The sequence below is a fragment of the Streptomyces bullii genome (assembly GCF_042657145.1).
GTDB lineage: Bacteria > Actinomycetota > Actinomycetes > Streptomycetales > Streptomycetaceae > Streptomyces > Streptomyces bullii.
In genome coordinates, this window is the sequence record NZ_JBHSNY010000006.1 from 550,794 (window position 1) to 568,774 (window position 17,981).

General features: G+C 71.8%; 15 protein-coding genes. All 15 read right to left on the reverse strand.

What is annotated here, in order from left to right; translation table 11 throughout:
• Positions 1-16: 16 nt before the first annotated feature.
• A complete protein-coding gene (locus ACFPZJ_RS20140) occupies positions 17-3,448 on the reverse strand; it encodes an AMP-binding protein (RefSeq protein WP_381023291.1) in 3,432 nt (1,143 codons plus the stop codon).
• On the reverse strand, positions 3,445-5,757 hold the full coding sequence (locus tag ACFPZJ_RS20145; RefSeq protein ID WP_381023294.1) for a pyridoxal-phosphate dependent enzyme: 2,313 nt from the start codon (positions 5,755-5,757) through the stop codon (positions 3,445-3,447). Before ACFPZJ_RS20145 ends, ACFPZJ_RS20140 begins: the two co-directional genes overlap by 4 nt.
• A 3-nt stretch (positions 5,758-5,760) precedes the next feature.
• On the reverse strand, positions 5,761-6,732 hold the full coding sequence (locus ACFPZJ_RS20150; protein WP_381023296.1) for a GHMP family kinase ATP-binding protein: 972 nt from the start codon (positions 6,730-6,732) through the stop codon (positions 5,761-5,763).
• A gap of 95 nt (positions 6,733-6,827) precedes the next feature.
• Positions 6,828-8,330, reverse strand: coding sequence for an argininosuccinate lyase (locus ACFPZJ_RS20155; protein WP_381023299.1), 1,503 nt, complete (start codon positions 8,328-8,330; stop codon positions 6,828-6,830).
• 35 nt (positions 8,331-8,365) lie between these two features.
• Positions 8,366-9,295, reverse strand: a complete 930-nt coding sequence (locus ACFPZJ_RS20160; RefSeq protein WP_381023300.1) for an isopenicillin N synthase family dioxygenase — start codon at positions 9,293-9,295, stop codon at positions 8,366-8,368.
• A 146-nt stretch (positions 9,296-9,441) separates the two neighbouring features.
• Positions 9,442-10,674: an ABC transporter permease gene (locus tag ACFPZJ_RS20165; protein ID WP_381023303.1), complete on the reverse strand. Its 1,233-nt coding sequence runs from the start codon at positions 10,672-10,674 to the stop codon at positions 9,442-9,444.
• A complete protein-coding gene (locus tag ACFPZJ_RS20170) occupies positions 10,671-11,075 on the reverse strand; it encodes a hypothetical protein (RefSeq protein WP_381023306.1) in 405 nt (134 codons plus the stop codon). Before ACFPZJ_RS20170 ends, ACFPZJ_RS20165 begins: the two co-directional genes overlap by 4 nt.
• Complete coding sequence (locus ACFPZJ_RS20175) at positions 11,072-11,737, reverse strand: ABC transporter ATP-binding protein (protein ID WP_381023309.1); 666 nt, start codon at positions 11,735-11,737, stop codon at positions 11,072-11,074. The genes ACFPZJ_RS20170 and ACFPZJ_RS20175 overlap by 4 nt, the downstream gene beginning before the upstream one ends.
• Positions 11,727-12,965, reverse strand: a complete 1,239-nt coding sequence (locus tag ACFPZJ_RS20180) for an ABC transporter permease (RefSeq protein ID WP_381023312.1) — start codon at positions 12,963-12,965, stop codon at positions 11,727-11,729. Before ACFPZJ_RS20180 ends, ACFPZJ_RS20175 begins: the two co-directional genes overlap by 11 nt.
• Before the next feature lie 11 nt (positions 12,966-12,976).
• A complete protein-coding gene (chrA, locus tag ACFPZJ_RS20185) occupies positions 12,977-14,128 on the reverse strand; it encodes a chromate efflux transporter (protein ID WP_381023314.1) in 1,152 nt (383 codons plus the stop codon).
• Positions 14,125-15,177: an ABC transporter ATP-binding protein gene (locus ACFPZJ_RS20190; protein ID WP_381023317.1), complete on the reverse strand. Its 1,053-nt coding sequence runs from the start codon at positions 15,175-15,177 to the stop codon at positions 14,125-14,127. Before ACFPZJ_RS20190 ends, chrA begins: the two co-directional genes overlap by 4 nt.
• Positions 15,174-16,013, reverse strand: coding sequence for an ABC transporter permease (locus ACFPZJ_RS20195; RefSeq protein WP_381023320.1), 840 nt, complete (start codon positions 16,011-16,013; stop codon positions 15,174-15,176). The genes ACFPZJ_RS20190 and ACFPZJ_RS20195 overlap by 4 nt, the downstream gene beginning before the upstream one ends.
• A complete protein-coding gene (gene modA, locus ACFPZJ_RS20200) occupies positions 16,010-16,792 on the reverse strand; it encodes a molybdate ABC transporter substrate-binding protein (protein WP_381023322.1) in 783 nt (260 codons plus the stop codon). Before modA ends, ACFPZJ_RS20195 begins: the two co-directional genes overlap by 4 nt.
• A gap of 5 nt (positions 16,793-16,797) precedes the next feature.
• Positions 16,798-17,070, reverse strand: coding sequence for a MoaD/ThiS family protein (locus ACFPZJ_RS20205; RefSeq protein WP_381023324.1), 273 nt, complete (start codon positions 17,068-17,070; stop codon positions 16,798-16,800).
• Between the two features lie 11 nt (positions 17,071-17,081).
• Entirely contained in the window at positions 17,082-17,858 is a 777-nt protein-coding gene (locus ACFPZJ_RS20210; RefSeq protein ID WP_381023327.1) for a HesA/MoeB/ThiF family protein, read from the reverse strand.
• Between the last annotated feature and the right edge of the window lie 123 nt (positions 17,859-17,981).

Below are 17,981 nucleotides of genomic sequence, written 5' to 3' on the forward strand. Positions count from 1 at the left end.
CCTCCGGAAGTCCATCTCACTTGGGGGGAAGGGCGGTCAGTTCTCGCAGGGCGGCCCGGAACTCCTCGCACACGCGTGCCGCGACGTTCTCCTCGACCAGGTCCCGCTGGTACTGGAGGCGGAACACCAGGCGCTCGCCGTGGCGGGCGCCGTACAGGCTGAGGGCGAACGCCACGTCGCGGGGCGGGATGTCGACGGCCTGGAGTTCGACGCCGCCGTAGGTCTGGCGGCAGCCGCTCCACGGGATGGCGAACCCCTCGTCGAGCCGGCCGTCGGCCGACTGCTGGAAGGTCAGCGTCGCCTGGAACAGCGGGTGCTGGCCGTGGCGTTCCGGGGCCAGGGCCCTGATGAGGCGGGAGAGCGGAAGGTGCGCCGTGTCCAGGCCGGTGCGCAGTTCCCGCCAGGTGCGCTCGGCGAGCTCGTCCAGGGCGTCGCCGTCGCGGAAGTCGCCCAGCAGCGGCAGCATGTTGACGAGGTATCCGACCGTCTCGGCGTAGCGCCAGTCGCCGCGGCCGTGGTGCGGGGTGCCGATGACGATCTGCCGGTGCCCGGTCACCCGGTGCAGCGCCCGCAGGTAGCCGGTGGCGAGGAGGACGAACGGGGTGTGGCCGCGCGACCGGCCGAGCTCGTGGACGCGCCGTGTGGTCGCGGCGTCCACCTCGAAGTCGACGAGGCCCGCCGGATTGCGTCGGCGTCTGACCGGCAGCGGCGACGAGAGGAGCAGATGGTCGCGCAGGGGCCGCCACCGCTCGGTCAGCGCGGCGAGCTGGGCCCGCGCCGCTTCGGACGTCAGGGCCCGCGCCTGGTCGCCCGCCCAGTCGGTCGCGCTGCCCGGGGCGACGGCGGCGGCGAAGCCGGTGCCGGCGGTGTCGTCGGCTCCGAGCACGTCGGCCAGGATCTCGGCCATCACGATCCGCAGCGACCAGTGGTCGACGACCGCGTGGTGGCAGGCGAGCAGCAGCAGGGTGCTGGTCGGCGTGAGGACGGCGGCGGCCCGCACCAGGGGGCCGGAGGTCAGCGGGAACCGCCTGAAGGCGGTCTCCTCCAGGAAGCGGCGGGCCTGCTCCGGGGCCTCGTCCTCCTGCTCCCGCAGCCGGAAGTCCAGTGGGAGGCGGGCGTGCACGACCTGGGTGCCGGTGCCCAGCGGGCCGAGGGTGGTCCGCAGGGCGGGGTGCCGGGCCAGGGCGGCGAGGACGGCGGCGCGGAGGCGGTCCGGGTCCAGCCGGCGGGCGATGCGCACCGCCGTCGGCAGGATGTTGGCGGTGTCCTCCGGGTGCAGCTCGTCGTGAAAGGCGAGCTGCACCTGTCCTTCGGACGCCGGGTGGACTCCCGTGCCGTCGCCCGGTGGTGCGGTGGCGGGGGCGGCCGGGGTGCCGGCTTCCTGGGTCGAGGCGGATGCGGCCGGGGTGGCGGCGAGTTCCTCCGTTATCTCCGCCAGGGAGCGGTCGCCGTAGAAGAGACCGGCCTCGATTGGCCGCTCCAGGAGTGCTTCCACGGCGCCTTTCAGCGCGACCAGTTTGAGCGAGTCCAGTCCGAGCGCCGCCAGCGGCTGCTCGTGGTCCTTTGCGGTCAGCTCGTATCCGAGACGGGCGGCGGCGAGCCGGCCCAGGGTGTCGCCCAGCGTCTCGCGGCCGGTCTCCGTCCGGCCCACGGCGGGCGGCGCGGGTGACGGCTCGGCGGTGGGGGTGCCGGGGGGCACGGGCCGGGGACGGTGGACGAGCCGCAGGGTGCCGTCGAGGTGGCGCTGTCTGCTCTCGGTCCGGCGGATCTTCCCGCTGGACGTCCGGGGCAGGGAGCCCGGGAAGACGAGCACGACGTCGGAGAGGTGCACGTCGCACTCCGTGCCGACCTCCCGTCGTACCCCTTCCGCCAGCAGACGGGCCGCCTTGTCGTCGGCGCGCAGTGCGGCCACGCCCTCGCGGGTCACCTCCAGCACCAGGACGACGTCCCGCTGCTCCGGGTCCGGCTGGAAAGCGGCTGCGGCGCCCCGGCGCAGGTACGGGGAGGTGAGGGAGCCGACGCTCTCGATGTCGTGCGGGTGGAAGTTGCGGCCGGCGACGATGATCAGGTCCTTGCTCCGCCCCACCGGGTAGAGCTGCCCGTCGAGGAGGGCGCCGAGGTCACCGGTGCGCAGGAACGTTCCCTGATGTCCGGTGACGCGGGCCTGGAAGGTCTCCTCGGTGGCCGCGGGATCGTCCCAGTAGCCGTGTGCGACGCCCGGGCCCCGCACGCAGATCTCGCCCACGCTGCCGTCGGGCAGGCTCCGGCCGTCCTCGCCGCGGATGACGACCGTGGTGCCGAGGGCGGCGCTGCCCGAGGAGACGATCTCGACGGCGTTCGCCTGCCCTTCGGCCGCGGCCCCGAGCCGCCCCTGTTCGACGGCGCTCCGGTCGAACAGCCCGGTCCTGTACCCGGCTCCGGGCTGGGACCCGGAGACGAACAGGGTGGCTTCCGCCAGCCCGTAGCAGGGGTAGAGGGCGTCGGCGTCGAAGCCGTGTCCGGCGTAGCGGGCGGCGAAGTCGCGCAGCGTCCGGCCGTTGACCGGTTCGGCTCCGTCGAACGCGACGCGCCAGGCACTCAGGTCGACTCCGGCCAGCCGCTCGGGGTCGTACCGGTCGACGAGGAGCCGGTAAGCGAAGTCGGGCCCGCCGGAGCAGGTCGCGCCGAAGCGGTCGATCGCGGTCGGCCAGATCATCGGGTCGTGGACGAACGCGAAGGTGTCGAGCAGCACGGAGGGGATGCCGTAGAAGAGCGGCAGGAGCGTGGTGCCGATCAGCCCCATGTCGTGGTACATCGGCAGCCAGCTGAGGATGACGTCGTCCGGGCGGATGCCGAAGCCGTCGGTGATCGCCGTCTCGTTCTCCACCAGGTTGCGGTGGCTGACCATGACGCCCTTGGGGTGTCCGGTGGACCCGGAGGTGTACTGGAGGAAGGCGAGGCCGGAGCCGTCGGGTTCGGCCGGCTGGAGCGGCGTGTGGCCGGTCGTCGGCATGGCCTCGACGGTGTGCACCTCCACACCGCCCGCCGTCCCGTCCGGCCGGAGCATCTCCCCCACTTTCCCGGCGAGTTCGTCCGTGGTGAGCGCGAGTGCGGGCCGGCAGCTGTGCACCACGCCCGCGATGCGGTCCGGTTTGGCGCCGGGCCGCGGCGCGTAGAGCGGTACCGCGACCGCGCCGGAGTACAGGCAGCCGAGGAACGCCGTCAGGTAGTCGAGGCCGGGCGGGAAGAGCAGCAGGACCCGGTCGCCGGGGTGGGTGGCGCGCCGCAGGTGTGCGGCGATCCTCAGCGCCGCCTGCTCCAACGCGCGGTAGCCCACGCGGCGTCGGACGGCGAGGTCGGCGCCCACGAAGGTGTACGCGGTGGCGTCCGGTCGTTCGCGGGCCCAGTGGGTGAGGGCGGCGGGGATGGAGGTGAACGCGACGGGCGGGCGGGCTCGGAGCTGCCTCACTGTGCTGTCCTCTCCTGCGCCGCCCGACCCGCCTGCCGGGCGGACGAGAAGTCCTGGATGCGGGGGCTCAGTTGGCCGATCGCGTCGGCGCACGTCTTGGTGACCTGGGTCGGTGAGTCGCCGTGGGCGATGACGTAGCCGAGGCGGTCGTAGGCGTCGCGGGGCGGGCGCACCGCGGTTCCTGGGCGGGCGGTGACGACGACGCGGTCGACGCCGTCGATGTCGCGTGCCTGCCCGGTGCCGTCGACCCCGGTGAGCTCGCCCTCCCGGTCGGCCAGCAGGAACTGGATGCCCGCGTGGCGGGCCGGCTCGGCGACCGGCTCCGGAGGCTGCCCCAGGGCGACGCGCAGCTGCTGTTCGAGGAGTTCCGTCCCGGTGGACAGCCGGATGAGTTCCGGGATCATGCCGCCGGCCATCCGGGCGTTGATCTCGACGACGGCCGGGCCGTCCTCGGTGAGCCGTACCTCGGTGTGGGTGGCGCCGAGTGCGATGCCGACGCCTTCCACGGCGCGGCGCACGAGGTCCTCCACCTGGCCGGCGACCGTGGGTGAGAGCGGGGCGGGGAAGAGGTGGCGGTGCTCGACGAAGTACGGGGTGCCGGTGACGCTCTTCTCGGTGATGCCGATGCAGCGCGTCTCGCCCTTCCAGGTGAACATCTCCACGCTGAACTCGGGTCCCTCCAGGTACTGCTCGACCAGCGCGGTCCCGGCCGTGGGCAGACCCCGGGCGTTGACCCGGACGGCGAGGATCCTCGCGACCTGCTCCTCGGCCTGGTCCCGGGTGGTGCACAGCAGCACGTTCGTGGAGCCCGACTCGTCCGCCGGCTTGACCACGCAGGGCAGGCCGACGGCGTCGACCGCCGCGGCCACCGAGGCGACGTCGGTGACGGCGGCGAAGCGCGGCTGGCGCACCCCCGTCGCGTCCAGCGTGCGCCGCAGCGCCGACTTGTCGCGGCAGGCGGCCACCGCCGCCACGGGGTTGCCCGGCAGTCCCAGCCACGCCGCCAGGTCGGCGACCAGCGGGACGTAGAAGTCGCTGGTGGTGGTGATGCCAGCGATCTCCTCCCGGCGGAACCGGTCCTGGATGCCGCGGCGCAGCTCCGCCAGGGAGTTGGTGTCGCAGACCAGCACTTCGCACTGCGCCTCGGCGAGGCCGGCGTACCGCTCGGGCCCGCCGGTCAGCAGGACGGGTCGGTATCCGAGCCGGCGCGTCGTCTCCAGCGCGAGCATGCCGGTGCCCGTGGTGTTGGACTCCACGAAGAGGAGGTGCTGACGCAGCCCGGACGTGCCGTCGCCCTCGCGTGCCGTCCGGGACCACTGGTGTACGACCCGGCCCGGCTCGACGGCCTGGGAGGCGGGCGCCCTGCCCTGCTCGTGCAGCCCCCGTTCCACCCAGTAGGCGTCGCTGTACACGGTGTCGACGTAGCGGTCGCCGCGGTCCGGGAGGATGCCGACGATACGGGTGCCCGGCTCGGACCGGGCGGCGAGGTCGCACAGCACCCGGTACACCGATCCCGAGGTGTTCCCGGCGAAGATCTGCTGCTGCCTGGCGAGGGCCCGGGTCGACTCGAACGCCTCGGCGTCGTTCAGCCAGTGCACTTCGTCGATCAGGCGGCGGTCGAGGTTCTTCGGCAGCAGGCTGTTGCCGAGGCCGCTTTGCAGTCTGCCCGGCAGGTCGGGCTGCCCGAAGAGGACACTGCCGACGGCGTCGACCCCGACCACGGTCAGCTCCGGCAGGGTGTCCCGCAGGGCACGGGCGGTGCCGCACAGGGATCCCCCGCTGCCCACCGAGCCGACGAGGACGTCGATCGGCCCCAGGTCGTCGAGGATCTCGCCGGCGAGCAGACGGTAGGCGCCCGGGTTGTCCGGGTTGCTGTACTGCTGCGGCCAGAAGGCGCCCGGCAGGTCCGCGATGAGACGGTCGAGCAGTTCCAGCCGGGCGCTCTGCCAGCCCTGCCCGCTCATCGCCTTTACGACATGCACCTGACATCCCAGCGCGCGCAGCTTGGCCAGGGTGACGTCGTCGATGCGGGGGTCGGTGACGATGTGCACCTCATGGCCGAGGGCCGTCCCGACGATGCCGATGCCCAGCGCCATGGTGCCGGAGGAGCTCTCGATGATGGGTGCGCCGTCGCGGAGGGCGCCGGTGCGTTTCGCCTCCAGGATCATGGTCCGGGCGACGCGGTCCTTCATGCCGAACAGGTTCTGCAGTTCCAGCTTCGCGTAGACGTCGACGCCGGGGGCGCCGTCCACGCGAAGGCGCACCAGCGGCGTGTGTCCGATGGTGTCAACCACGCTGTCGAAGAGCATGTGTCAGGTCCCTGAGTGGTGGCCGGCGGATGGGGGGATGGGGCTTTCGCGTCGTGCGTGTTCTGCGGATCTGTCCGGTGCGTCGGGGCGCGCGCTCTCCGGCCCCAGCGAGCGGTAGACCGAGACGCTGCCGGTGAACGCGGCGCACGACTTCTCGACGTACTCGACGGCGTCCGCGTGCTCCTCCGCGTCGCCGGGGAGCAGGACGCCGAGGTTCGTACCGCTGTGGGCGAGCACCAGCCCGAGCCCGTCCACGTCGCGGCAGATGCGCAGCAGATCGCCGAAGTGTCCTCTGGGGGAGAGCGTGGAGTGCATCACCGCGCTCCGGGTGGAGACGTCGCCCACCGTTCGCAGGTCTCCGGACCGGACGGCGTCCGCCAGTACTCGCAGCAGCCGCGCGTACTCGCGCTTGTCCGCTTCGCCGCGCGGCTTCCTCGACTGGTTGAACCGGACGGTGTCCACCATGCCCCCGGCATCGTGGGCGACGATGGTGAGCGGCGGAAGAAATCCCAGTCTTTCGCGCAGCCGTACTTCGCGGTGGTAAAAGGCGACGATTCCCGGGTACATGACGCCGTCCGACGGCTCGATGCCGCGCAGGAACAGTTCGATGTCCTGCTCGGTGAGCCGGACGCCCAGCGCCCCGCCGACCGCGCGGGCCGTGGCGACCAGGTCGGCGGAGGAACTGGCGAGCCCCTTTCCCTCGGGCAGCGTGGTGGTGATGTGCAAGGAACCGCCGCCCTGGTGACCGTGGGCGCGCAGGATGCGTTCGGCGAGCAGACGCGACTTGGCCTTGTGCGGCGGCCGGACCTCCACCGTCCGCCGGGCCGGAGCGAGGTGGAACTCGGCGACGGAGGAGCGGCTGATCGGAAAGGTGACGAGGAAGTCCAGGTCGTTCTCCGGCAGCACACCCTGCAACAGTTCACCGAAGGTCCCGTTCGCGACACCGACACCGGCGCCTGCGCCGTCCTCTCTCACGGAGCCGTGCGGTACTGCCCCGTGCTGTTCACCTGGTGGTCCAGTCATCCGCTCCCCCTGTGTCCGCACTGTGTCCGCACCGGTCGGCGCAGCCGCTAAAGGCCCAGTTGGCGATCGATGTCCGTGAGCGCGCCACGTACGCGCTCGTCGCGCCGTCGCCACTCGGCGCGCTGCTCGTCGAGGTGTGCGGCGTGCCCGGCGAGCAGCTCGCGCACCGCGTCGGGGTGCGCCGATCCCGCCGATCGTTTCCGGCGCAGGCTCTCCTCCACGTCGAAGGCCACGGCCAGGGCGCGTGCCGGTTCCGCCAGTGCGAAGCCGTGCGCGAGCGCGACCTCGCGCAGCAGGTCGGGTGCGGTCTCGCGGGGCGGCAGTCCCCTGCCGGAGGCGGCGACGACGTACTGCCCGGCGATGACCTGGGCCCTGCGCCAGGGCACGTTCTCGTCCAGCGTCAGCAGGTTGGCGAGGGTGAAACCGCCGAGGTACTCACGCTCGCAGACCTCGCGCATCCGCTCCTCGCGGAAGCGCAGGTGGTCCAGGACCGTGCCGAGCAGGCGCAGCACGCTCCGCACGGTGGTGAAGGCGCTCAGCAGGTGCGCGCCGGCCTCCTTGGAGACCTCGACCGAGTTCGAGTACGGCGTGTTGCGCTGGCCGAGGACGAGGTCGAGGTGGAAGGCGCTGAGGTGGGCGGTCCTGCCCCTGATCCGCTCCAGGACCGGGAAGTTCTTCTTCTGCGGCATCGCGGAGGAGATGCCGCAGAGGTCGTCGGGCAGGTCGATGAACCCGTACTCGCTGCTGCCCCAGCTCATGAGGTCGGTGGCGAACCGGCTCAGCGGGACCGACAGGACGGAGAACTCGGCGGTGATCTCGACCGACCAGTCGCGCGAGGCCACGGCTGCCAGGGCATGCGGTCGCACGGCACGGAACCCGAGGAGCTCGGCCATGCGGGCCCGGTCCCACGGCAGCTCCTGCCCCGCCATCGCGCCGGCGCCCAGCGGACCGAGGTCGATCCCGTCGTAGGTGGACAGCAGTCGGGTCAGGGAGTGGATCACCTGCTCGCACAGGGCCGCCAGATAGAAGCCGGGCGTGATGACCTGGGCGGTCTGCAGATGGGTGTAGCCGGGCATCGCCATGCCGAGGGTGGCGGAGGCCACGCGGTGCACCGTCCCGGCGAACTCCAGCAGGTGCTCCGCGGTGCGCAGGAGATGCTCCCGGGCGAAGAGCAGCTGTGCGCACGACTGGAAGTCGTTGCGGCTGCGGTCGACGTGCCAGGCGGGGACGGGCGTGCTGAGGTGCCGCTCGACGAAGCGTTCCAGGGCGAAGGCGATGTCCGACATGTTGTCGGCCGGGCTCGCCTGGATGCGTTCGGCGGTGACGTCCGCCAGCAGCCGCCCCAGCTCCTCCACGTGCGCCCGGGAGAGGATGCCCATACGCCCGTACTCCAGGGCGAGCACCTTCTCGATGGCGAGGTACCAGGGAAGGAGATGCTCGGCCTCGTAGTGGAACTGCGGAGCGAGTATCTCGTCGTGGAGCAGAGCACTGGGCGCCGAGGAGATACGTCCGCTGATCGGGGCCGAGGAGTGCTCCGCCGAAGACGTCACTCGATCCTGTGCGGGAATGTGGCTCACCTCCTGCCTTACGACGCGGCCTGGTAAGTCGTCTGCATCTTCCACGCGAACCACTGACCGACGGTCACCCGGTCGAGGTCCGCCTCGGTGGTTCCCGCCTCCCACGGCCGCATCGGCTCGATGGAGGTGTCGTGGTTCGGCAGGTAGAAGAACGGGATCGAGATCCGCGACGAGGCGTTCTCCGCCTCCGGGTTGACCACCCGGTGCACGGTCGACGACCAGCGGCCGCCGGTCCAGAAGGCCATCAGGTCACCGATGTTCACCACGAAGCTGCCGGGAACGGCCGGGACGTCCAGCCAGTCGTCCTCGCCGCGGAGCACCTGCAGGCCGCCCAGCGCGTCCTCCACGTACAGCACGGTCAGACTGCCCCAGTCGGTGTGAGCGTCGCGACGCAGCCGGTCCTGCTCCGGCCGCGGGTAGTAGTAGTTCGCCAGCAGCAGGGACACGTGCTCGTCGAACTTCTCGTCGAAGAAGTCCTCGTCCAGCTCCAGCGCCAGCGCGAACAGCCGCATGATGTCGGCCGACAGTGCCGTCATGGCGGCGATGTACTCGTCCCACGTCGCCTTGAAATCGGCGTCAGGCCAGATGTTCGGCGCCTTCCAGGTCGCCGGGTAGTCGCCGAGTCCCGCGCGTTCCTCATCGCTCAGGTCGCCGGTCACGTGCGCCGCGAAGGCCTCGTACGGACCGCCGGGGCGACGCAGCCCGGAGACCCCGACGCCCTGGTTGGCGCTGCGCTCCTTCTCGGTCTCCGGCAGCGTGAAGAACCCCTTGGTGGTGGTGCACATGCGAGCCACGAGGTCCTGCGGCACCCCGTGCCCGACGATCGTGAAGAACCCCGAGGTCTCGCACGCTCGCCGGACCGCGTCGGCGATCGCCGCGCGGCCGGCCTCGGTGTCCCGGTCGGACAGGTCGATGATCGGCACGAATGCGTCTGCCATGACAGCTCCTTCGCTCGGGCGGCCTTCGATGCCGCGCTTGCTCCTGGGCCGTGACCGTGGTGGTCCGGCCGACTTGCGTGCCAGCGGCGGGCGTTCTCGCGCTGGGGAGTGGTCCAACACAGGTGCCTGCCGGAGTCCTGCCGTCCTCACAGGGACACGAGACTCCGGGCGGGCTTGAGCCGGGTCGCACGCCGGGCCGCCAGGATTCCCGCGCCGGTGGCGCCGACGACGGACACCAGGGCCGCGGCGCCCACGGCGGTGAGGCTGACGCTGACCGGCAGCCCGTCGCTTTCGGCGGCCGGAGCCTCGCCGTGCCCGGCCACGGAGGGCGGGGCGGGGAGGAGGTCGGGGGCGGGGATGTACGAGAGCAGCCCGGCCAGCGCCACGCCGAGGACGATGCCCACCGCCGCGCCGGCCAGGCCGAGGGCCAGCGCCTCGGCACGGAAGACGCCGACGACGTGGGAACGTCTCCAGCCCACGGCCATGAGCAGCCCGATCTCCCGGGTGCGCTCCGAGACCAGGCCGCGCAGCGCCGTCCAGCTCAGCACCAGGCCGCCGATGCCGCCGACGACCGCGGCGATCGTCGAGAAACGGGCGGAGATACGGCCCACCGCTCCCATGATCTGGACGAGGCTGTCGGGGGTGATGGCGCTCACCCGGCCGACGCGGTCCGTGATGTGGGCGGTGACGGCCTCGGTGTCGGCCGAGTTGCCCACCTGCACATGCACCTGGTTGACCCGGTCCGCGGGCAGACCGGCCAGTCGCTGCGCCTCGGCGAGCGGGAGGTAGATGTTCGAGGCCGCCGTCTGCGCCGAGTCCTTGACCTCGACCACTCCCACCACGCTGTAGCTGCGCTCGCCGACCGTGACGCGCTGGCCCACCTTGGTGTCGTAGAACGCGGCGTAGTGGCGGTCGAGGACGGCGACACCCTGCTCACCGCTGCGGAAGGAGCGGCCGGCGATCAGGTCGTGGTGCAGGATGCGGCCCGGGCCGACAGCTCGCTGCGTGGGGTCGACCCCCGCGATGGTGATGGTCGAGCGCGGTCCGAAGTCCCAGATCTGCAGCGAGCCCACCGCCGTGTCGACGCCCGGCACGGTGTCCATCTGCCGGACCTCGCCGCTGTCGAAGGTGGCCAGGCCGAACGGCTGCCGGACACCGCGCCCGGGCTGCTCGGACGGGGTGCCCTCGTCCGGCCGGGTGACGACCAGATCGGCGGCGATACCGGCCAGCGGGGCGCGGGCGGCCTCGCGGAAACCGGAGCCGAGCGAGGTGAGCGCGATCAGCAGGGCCGCGCCCAGCGCGACCGCCGCGACGACGGCGACGGCTCGGCGGCGGCGGTGGCGCAGTTGTGAGCGGACGTAGGGGTTCACAGCCGTCATCCGCTCTTCGTCCGCTGCCGCAGGGCGGCGTCGAGGTCCTCGATCTCCCAGTCGCCCTCGGCGCTCTTGACGGGTGCCTCACCGGCCGGGAAGCCCTTGAAGCTGACCTTTCCGTCGATGAGGACGGCGATCGCGACGTGCCCGGTCAGGCCGTGCTCGTCGGCGAACTCCTTGCCCTCGGAGGTGTCCGCGTCGTGCCGGGTGACGCTGACCTTCTCCTTGTAGCCGGCGAGGACCTGGTCGATGTCCTTTAGGACCGGCTGTACCGGGGGGTGGTTGAGGTAGATCACGTCGACGTCCACACCCGCGGAGGAGTCGCCGGTCTTCTCCTCGTCCGATCCGCAGCCGCCGACCGCGAGGAGCGCGCTCAGCGCCAGCGCGGACACGAGTTTCCTGTTCATGCGACTTCCACTCCGTCCTGAAGCCTGATCTGCCGGTCGGCGGCGGCAGCCACCTTCTCGTCGTGGGTCACGACGACCAGGGCGAACCCGGTCTCGTGACGCAGCCGCTGGAACATGTCGAGGATGTCCTGGCCGGTGGAGCTGTCCAGGTTGCCCGTGGGTTCGTCGGCGAGGATCAGCGTCGGTTCCCCGACCAGCGCCCGCGCGATCGCGACACGCTGCTGCTCGCCGCCGGAGAGCTGACCGGGCCGGTGGCCCGTGCGGTGGCCCAGGCCGACCTGTTCCAGGCGCTTGCGGGCTCTGGCGTGACGCTCGGCGGCGCCCATGCTCACCGGGTACAGCGGGACGGCCACGTTCTCCAGCGCCGACAGCGTGGGGATGAGATGGAACGCCTGGAAGACCAGGCCGACGTGCTCGCGGCGCCAGTCGGCCAGGGCGTCCTCCGCGGTGGGCAGCGCGCGGCCCTGGCTGCTGATCCGCCCCGCGTCGGGCGAGTCCAGTCCGGCCAGGAGGTTGAGCAGGGTGCTCTTCCCCGATCCCGACCGGCCGACGATCGCCAGGAACTCCCCGGCGTGGATGGCGAGATCGATGCCGGCCACCGCAGTGACCGCGCCGAAGGACTTGCGGATGCCCTCCGCCTTCAGGACTTCACTACTGGACACGCCATGCCTCCATGGGTTTGATGCCTGCCGCGCGCCGCGCGGCGAACACGCTGACCAGCGCTGCCGCGACCAGGCCGGCCAGTGCGGCGGTGGCGATCAGGGCCACGTCCAGCGAGGCCCGCAGCGGGACGGTGAGGGACAGTTGCCGGGCTCCGCCCGCGAGGAAGTGGGGGGTCGGGCTGAGCTCCCAGGGGACCGGCACGGTGACCTGGGTGCGGCTCAGGGCCCAGGTGACCCCCACGGCCGCCAGGACGCCGAGGACCAGGCCCAGCATCGTGATGACCGTCGTCTCCGCGGTCAGCTGGGCGGTCACCGAGCGGCGCGGCCAGCCCACCGCGCGCAGGACGGCGACGTCCCGGCGCCGCTCGGCGAGGTTGGCGCCGACCGTACGCGCCAGCCCGGCCGCCGCGACGAGCAGGGCGGCGATGCCCACCAACAAACCGAAACGGTCGATCAGCGAGAACGTCGAGCCCAGGGCGTCGTCGAAGGACTGCGGCGTGGTGATGAGGCTGTCCTCGCCGAGTCCGGCGGCGATGGCACGGGCGACCGCTTCACTGCGGGAGGGCTGGGCGGTGACGAAGACCATGTTGACGTCGGTCGGGCCGGAGATGCCGGCGGCGGCGGTGATCTTCTGCGCGTCGGACAGGGGGAGGTAGGCGTTGGCGTTGGCGATCTGGCCGGCTCGGCTCGTGTCGACGAGGCCGACCACCTCGAACGTCCGGCCCGCGATGGGGAAGGTGTCGCCCGTCTTGATCCGCTTCTGCTCGGCGTAGCTCAGGTCGAGCACGACGACGCCGGAGTCACGGGGCGTCAGGAAACGACCGTCGCGCAGACCGGCGCTCAGCCGGCCCGGTCCGATCCGCTCCGCCGGGTCCATGCCCAGCGTGACGACCAGGTCGTCGTCCTGGAAAGACCAGAAGATCAGGGCTCGGCTGGTCGCCTCGACGCCCTCGGTGGCGGCGATGGACGACGCCTCCTCGGCGGTGATCGCCGAGGCGGAGTGCGGGAAGACGGCCCCCTCGAACGCCTTCGGCCGGTCACCTTCGCGCTGGGCGACGATATCGGTGCCGATCTCGGACAGCGGCGCTCTGGCCGCTTCGCGGTATCCGCTGCCGTACGCCTGGAGACTCAGGAAGAGCGCGAGTCCGATGGCCAGGCTGATCGCACCGGTGAGGGTGCGGATCGGTCGACCCTTCAACTCTGCCCAAACCAGAGCGAATCGGGGCATTTCTTCCTCCTTCACATGAGGTGGTGGGCAAGGAGCCGGAGCAGCCCCAAGGCGGCGCCCGCGGCCACGAGGACGAGGGCGGACTGCGGCCGGCGCCACAAGGTCAGGGCCGCGGCCGCCGCGAGGCCGACGGTGAGCAGGTCGGTGATCCCCGTCCGGGCGAACTCGACGGTGACACCGGCCAGTACGCCGATCGAGCCCAGCGTGATGCCGTCGAGCGCGGCGCGCGTCCAGTCGCGGGAACGGATGACGCGCAGCAGCGGGCCGGCCGCCGCCATCAGCGCGAAGGACGGGAGCACCACGACGACGGTGACGACCAGGGCGCCCAGCGGCCCGCCCAGGGTGTAGCCGAGGAAGGTGGCCGTGTTGAGGACCGGGCCGGGGGTCACCTGCCCCACGGCGATGGCGTCGAGGAGCTCCGTCTCGGTGATCCAGCCCCGGTCGACCACCAACTCGCCGCGCAGCAGCGCGAGCAGCACCGCCCCGCCGCCGAACAGCAGCGCTCCGGCCTTGAGGAACACGCCTGCCAGCGAGACGAGATCGCTCTGCCCCGTCGGAGCCGCCAGCGGCAGCATCAGCGCTCCCGGCTTCTTCGGCAGGGCGGTGTGCCGCAGTCGCGCCGCGAGCGCGAGGACTCCGGCTGCGGCGAGCAGCAGCAGTTCGTCGACGCCGAGGACATAGGCGACGGCCACCACGACCATGAGGACGGCGCGCGCGGGCCGCCGGGGCTTCGCGGACTGGGCGAGCCGTACGACGGTCCAGGCCGTGACCGCGACGACCACCGGCTTGATGCCGTACAGCAGCCAGGCGGCCGCGGGGGTGGTCCCGTACCTGGCGTAGAGCGCGCCGAGGATCGCCGCCAGCAGGGCGCCGGGGAGGATGAACGCCACACCGCCGAGGACGAATCCCGCCCGCCCGGCCCTGCGCCGGCCGATGTGCATGGCCATCTCGACGGCGTTCGGGCCGGGCAGCACACTGACCATGCCGGTCAGATCGAGGAAGTCCCGCTTGTCGATCCACTTCAGGCCCAGGACGACCTTGCTGTGGACCAGGCCCATCGTGGCGGCGGGGCCCCCGAACGACAGGGCACCGATGCGCAGGAAGACCCAGAACACCTCGCCCCTCGCCCGGCCGCCCTGTGCGGGCCGGCTCACCTCGGTCATGCCGGGAACACCTCGATCTCGGTGGACTCGACCGAGGCCCAGACGGCGTCTCCCGGGCCGAGTGCGAGGTCGGCGAACGCCTCGGCCGTCACCTCGGCGACGAGCGAGGGCTTGCCCCCGAGCACGACCCGCAGCGCCTCCCGTTCGACGTCGAGGCTCTCGATCCGGCACGGCCACGTGTTGCACGGCCCTCCGTCGGGGCGTTCCCGGTGCAGCACCACCGACCGGGGCCTGACGCCCGCCCACACATCGCCGTCCGTGCCGTCGGGAACGACCAGGTCGAAGCCGCCCTCCACGGTCAGCCGTCCCCGCTCGGCCCAGCCTCGCAGCAGGTTGACGCCGACGAACTGTGCGACGTACTGCGACCTCGGGCGAGCCGTCACCTCGGCCGGAGTGCCGGTCTGTACCACGCGGCCCTCCTCCAGGATGATCAGCCGGTCGCCGAGGGTGAAGGCTTCGGTGGGGTCGTGCGTCACCACCAGCCGGACACCGGGGAAGGACTCCAGTGCCCGCTGCAGATCACGGCGCATCTCGGCCCGCATGCCGACGTCGAGCGCGGACAGCGGCTCGTCCAGCAGCAGCATCTCCGGTGCCACCGCGAGCGCCCTGGCCATCGCGACCCGCTGCGCCTGGCCGCCGGAGAGCTCCGCCGGTCGCGCCGCGGCACGGTCGGCCAGCCCCAGCCGCTCCAGCCATTCGGCGGCCCGCCGGCCCGCCTCACGGCGGCTCACCCCGCGGCAGCACAGCCCGAAGGCGACGTTGTCCACGGCGCTGAGGTTCGGGAAGAGGCGCAGGTTCTGGAAGACCACGCCGACGGGACGGCACTCGGGCGGTACGAAGCACCCGGCGGCCGGCTCGTCGAGCACCCGGCCGTTCAGGCTGAGCCGTCCGGAGTCCAGGCGGTGCAGGCCGGCCAGAGCACGCAGCATGGTGCTCTTGCCGGCTCCGTTGGGACCGAGGATGGCGACGGTCTCCCGGTCGGCGACCTCGAAACCGACGTCGAGGTCGAAGGTTCCGTTCACGACGCGCATCTGTGCGGTGAGAGTCACAGGCCACCTGCCCACTGCTTGCGCAGACCGATCAGGATGCTCAAGGACACCGCCAGGAGCAGCAGACTCAGCACGACCGCCGCTTCGGGGCTCTGCTCCAGGGCGACGTAGACCGCCAGCGGCAGGGTCTGGGTGGTGCCCGGCAGGTTGCCGGCGAAGGTGATGGTGGCGCCGAACTCCCCCAGGGCGCGGGCCCAGCACAGCACCGCGCCCGAGAGCAGGGAGGGCCGGATCTGCGGCAGGGTGATCCGCCAGAACACCGTCCAGGGGCTGGCGCCGAGGGTGCGGGCCGCCTCCTCCAGCTGGCAGTCCGCGGACTGCAGCGCACCGCACACCGTCAGCACCAGGAAGGGCATCGCGACGAACGTCTCGGCGAGGATCACGCCGTGGGTGGAGAAGGCCAGACGGATGCCGAACGCCTCGTCGAGGAACCGCCCGAAGACGCCCTCGCGTCCGAACGCCAGCAGCAGCGCCACACCGCCGACGACCGGCGGCAGCACCACGGGGAGCGTGGTGACGGCGCGCAGGACCGAGCGGCCCGGCAGCTGGGTGCGCGTCAGGATCCACGCCACCGGAACGCCCAGCAGCAGGCACAGCACCGTCGCGCAGAGCGAGCACAGCAGGGAGACCTGGAGCGCGTCCCGCGCCTGAGGGGACCACAGCTGGGTGACGGCGTCGGCCCACGGGACGCGCAGCAACAGGGAGGCGAGGGGGGCGGCGAACAGCAGGAGTCCCAGGCCGCCGAACAGCGTGACCACCACGGCCAGCCACCGCGAGCGGCGGGCTCGCGGTGGCGGCGGAGCCGCGGCGACCGGGGGTGGCGCCGTGACGGTCATCGCGGCTCCCGGAAACCGTGCTTCTTCAGGATCTGCCTGCCCTCCAAGGACAGCAGGAAGTCCAGGAACACCTTCGCGCCGGCGGCGTTGTCCCCGGTCTTCAGGACACTGGCCGGGTAGTGGGCGACGACGTTGTGGTCCTCGGCGATGGCCACCTCGTCCGCCTTTCCGGCCACCGCCTTGGCGTCCGTGGTGTACACGATGCCGACGTCGGCCTCCCCGAGGGTCACGCGGCTGGCGACCTGCTTCACGTCGAGTTCCTCACCCCCGCGCGGCACGGGGACGCCCGCGCTCCGCAGCGCTTGACGGGCGTAGCGGCCGGCGGGCACCTGAGGCCCGCAGAGCGAGACCGTCAGACCCTCGCGGTTCAGATCCCGCAGCCCGCTGATCTTCTGGGGATTGCCCTTCTGGACCAGGAGACTCAGGGTGTTGCCCGCGAAAAGCCGGACGGAGCCGTCGGTCAGCCCCGCGTCCACCGCCTTGTCCATGGTGGTCTCGTCGGCGGAGGCGAAGAGGTCCGCGGGAGCGCCGTTGCGCAACTGCGCCACCAGGGTGGAGGAACCGCCCATGTTGAGCCGGATCTTCAGTGAGGGGTGGGCCTTCGCGAACGCGCTCCTGGCCTCTTCCAGGGCGCCGCTGAGGGAGGACGCGGCGAAGACGGTGACCGTCTTCGTCCCGTGCCCGCTCCGCTCGGTGCCGCCGCCGGCGGCGCCGCATCCGGTCACCGCCAGGGCCAGCACCGCGGAGGTGACGGCCCTGGCGATCCACTGTGGTGCCATGCGGGTCAGCCTCCGGCCATGGCGGGGATGACGTGGACCTCGTCCCGGTCGGTCAGGCCGGTCTTCTCCCCCTCCAGCCCGCGTATGTCGTCGCCGTTGACGAAGACGTTGATGTGCGGGCGCAGCCGGCCGTCGGTGCCGCGCAGCAGGTCACGGACCGTGGGGTAGCTGGTGAGGAAGTTCTCGAACACCTCGGACACCGTGCTGCCCGGCACTTCAACGGTGGCCCGGTTCTCGGTGTGCTTGCGCATGATGGTGGGGACGAAGATCTTCGGCATGGGAGTCTCCCTCAACAGTCGTCGTTGTCGAGATGTCCGCAGACCGTGCACTCCGGTCGGCGGGCCACGTTGAGCAGCCGGGTCATGTTCGTGCGCAGGTCGAAGAACATCAGTTGCGAGTCGAGCGGCTCGGCGAATCCGGTGATCACCTTGATCACCTCCATGGCCATCACGGTGCCCACCAGGCCGGGCGCCGTGCTCAGGGCCGGAAAGACCTTGATGTTCGTCCAGTAGGGCGGCTTGGTCGGGTAGATGCAGGACAGGCACGGCGTGCGGCCCGGCCGCACGGTGGTGATGTAGCCCTCCGTGTCGTACATCGCCCCGGAGACCAGCGGGATCCCCAGTTCGACCGCGGCCCGGTTGAGGGCGTAGCGCTCCTCGAAGAGCGGCGCGCCGTCCGCGATGAGGCCCGCGTCGCCCACGATGCGCAGGACGTTGTCGTCGTTCACGTACTCGGGGTACGTGGTCACCTCGACATCGGGGTTGATCCGGTGGAGGGCGTCGGCGAACGCGTCCACGCAAGGGCGTCCGACGTCCTTGGGGTTGGCGAGCAGCATCCGGTTCAGGTACTCCGGAACGATCTCGCCGCCGTGTGCCACGGTGAGGCGGCCCACGCCGGCCATCGCCAGGTGCGTCGCGACCGTGCCGCCGACACCGCCGCCGCGCGAGATGACGACATGGGCGTCGCGGAGCCGGCGCTGGCCCTCCAGTCCGAAGCCGTCGAGCCTGAGCTGGCGTGAGTAGCGATCGAGCTGGAACTGGGTGAAGTCTGGCGCCTGGAGCGTCATCCCCATCCCCCCTGTGTCCTGGATCGGCTGGTTGTTCGATCAACGATGACCGTAGGGGCACCTGGATCAGGGGGCATGCAGCAGAACGTCAGGGGATCGGCAAGAGCCCGGCAAGGGTGGCCC

Coding starts and splice junctions, on each gene's coding strand:
- ACFPZJ_RS20145 (WP_381023294.1), bottom strand. CDS start 5,757: ATGCTCTTCGACAGCGTGGTTGACACCATCGGACACACGCCGCTGGTG.
- ACFPZJ_RS20160 (WP_381023300.1), bottom strand. CDS start 9,295: ATGGCAGACGCATTCGTGCCGATCATCGACCTGTCCGACCGGGACACC.
- ACFPZJ_RS20165 (WP_381023303.1), bottom strand. CDS start 10,674: ATGACGGCTGTGAACCCCTACGTCCGCTCACAACTGCGCCACCGCCGC.
- ACFPZJ_RS20170 (WP_381023306.1), bottom strand. CDS start 11,075: ATGAACAGGAAACTCGTGTCCGCGCTGGCGCTGAGCGCGCTCCTCGCG.
- ACFPZJ_RS20180 (WP_381023312.1), bottom strand. CDS start 12,965: ATGCCCCGATTCGCTCTGGTTTGGGCAGAGTTGAAGGGTCGACCGATC.
- chrA (WP_381023314.1), bottom strand. CDS start 14,128: ATGACCGAGGTGAGCCGGCCCGCACAGGGCGGCCGGGCGAGGGGCGAG.
- ACFPZJ_RS20195 (WP_381023320.1), bottom strand. CDS start 16,013: ATGACCGTCACGGCGCCACCCCCGGTCGCCGCGGCTCCGCCGCCACCG.
- modA (WP_381023322.1), bottom strand. CDS start 16,792: ATGGCACCACAGTGGATCGCCAGGGCCGTCACCTCCGCGGTGCTGGCC.
- ACFPZJ_RS20205 (WP_381023324.1), bottom strand. CDS start 17,070: ATGCCGAAGATCTTCGTCCCCACCATCATGCGCAAGCACACCGAGAAC.
- ACFPZJ_RS20210 (WP_381023327.1), bottom strand. CDS start 17,858: ATGACGCTCCAGGCGCCAGACTTCACCCAGTTCCAGCTCGATCGCTAC.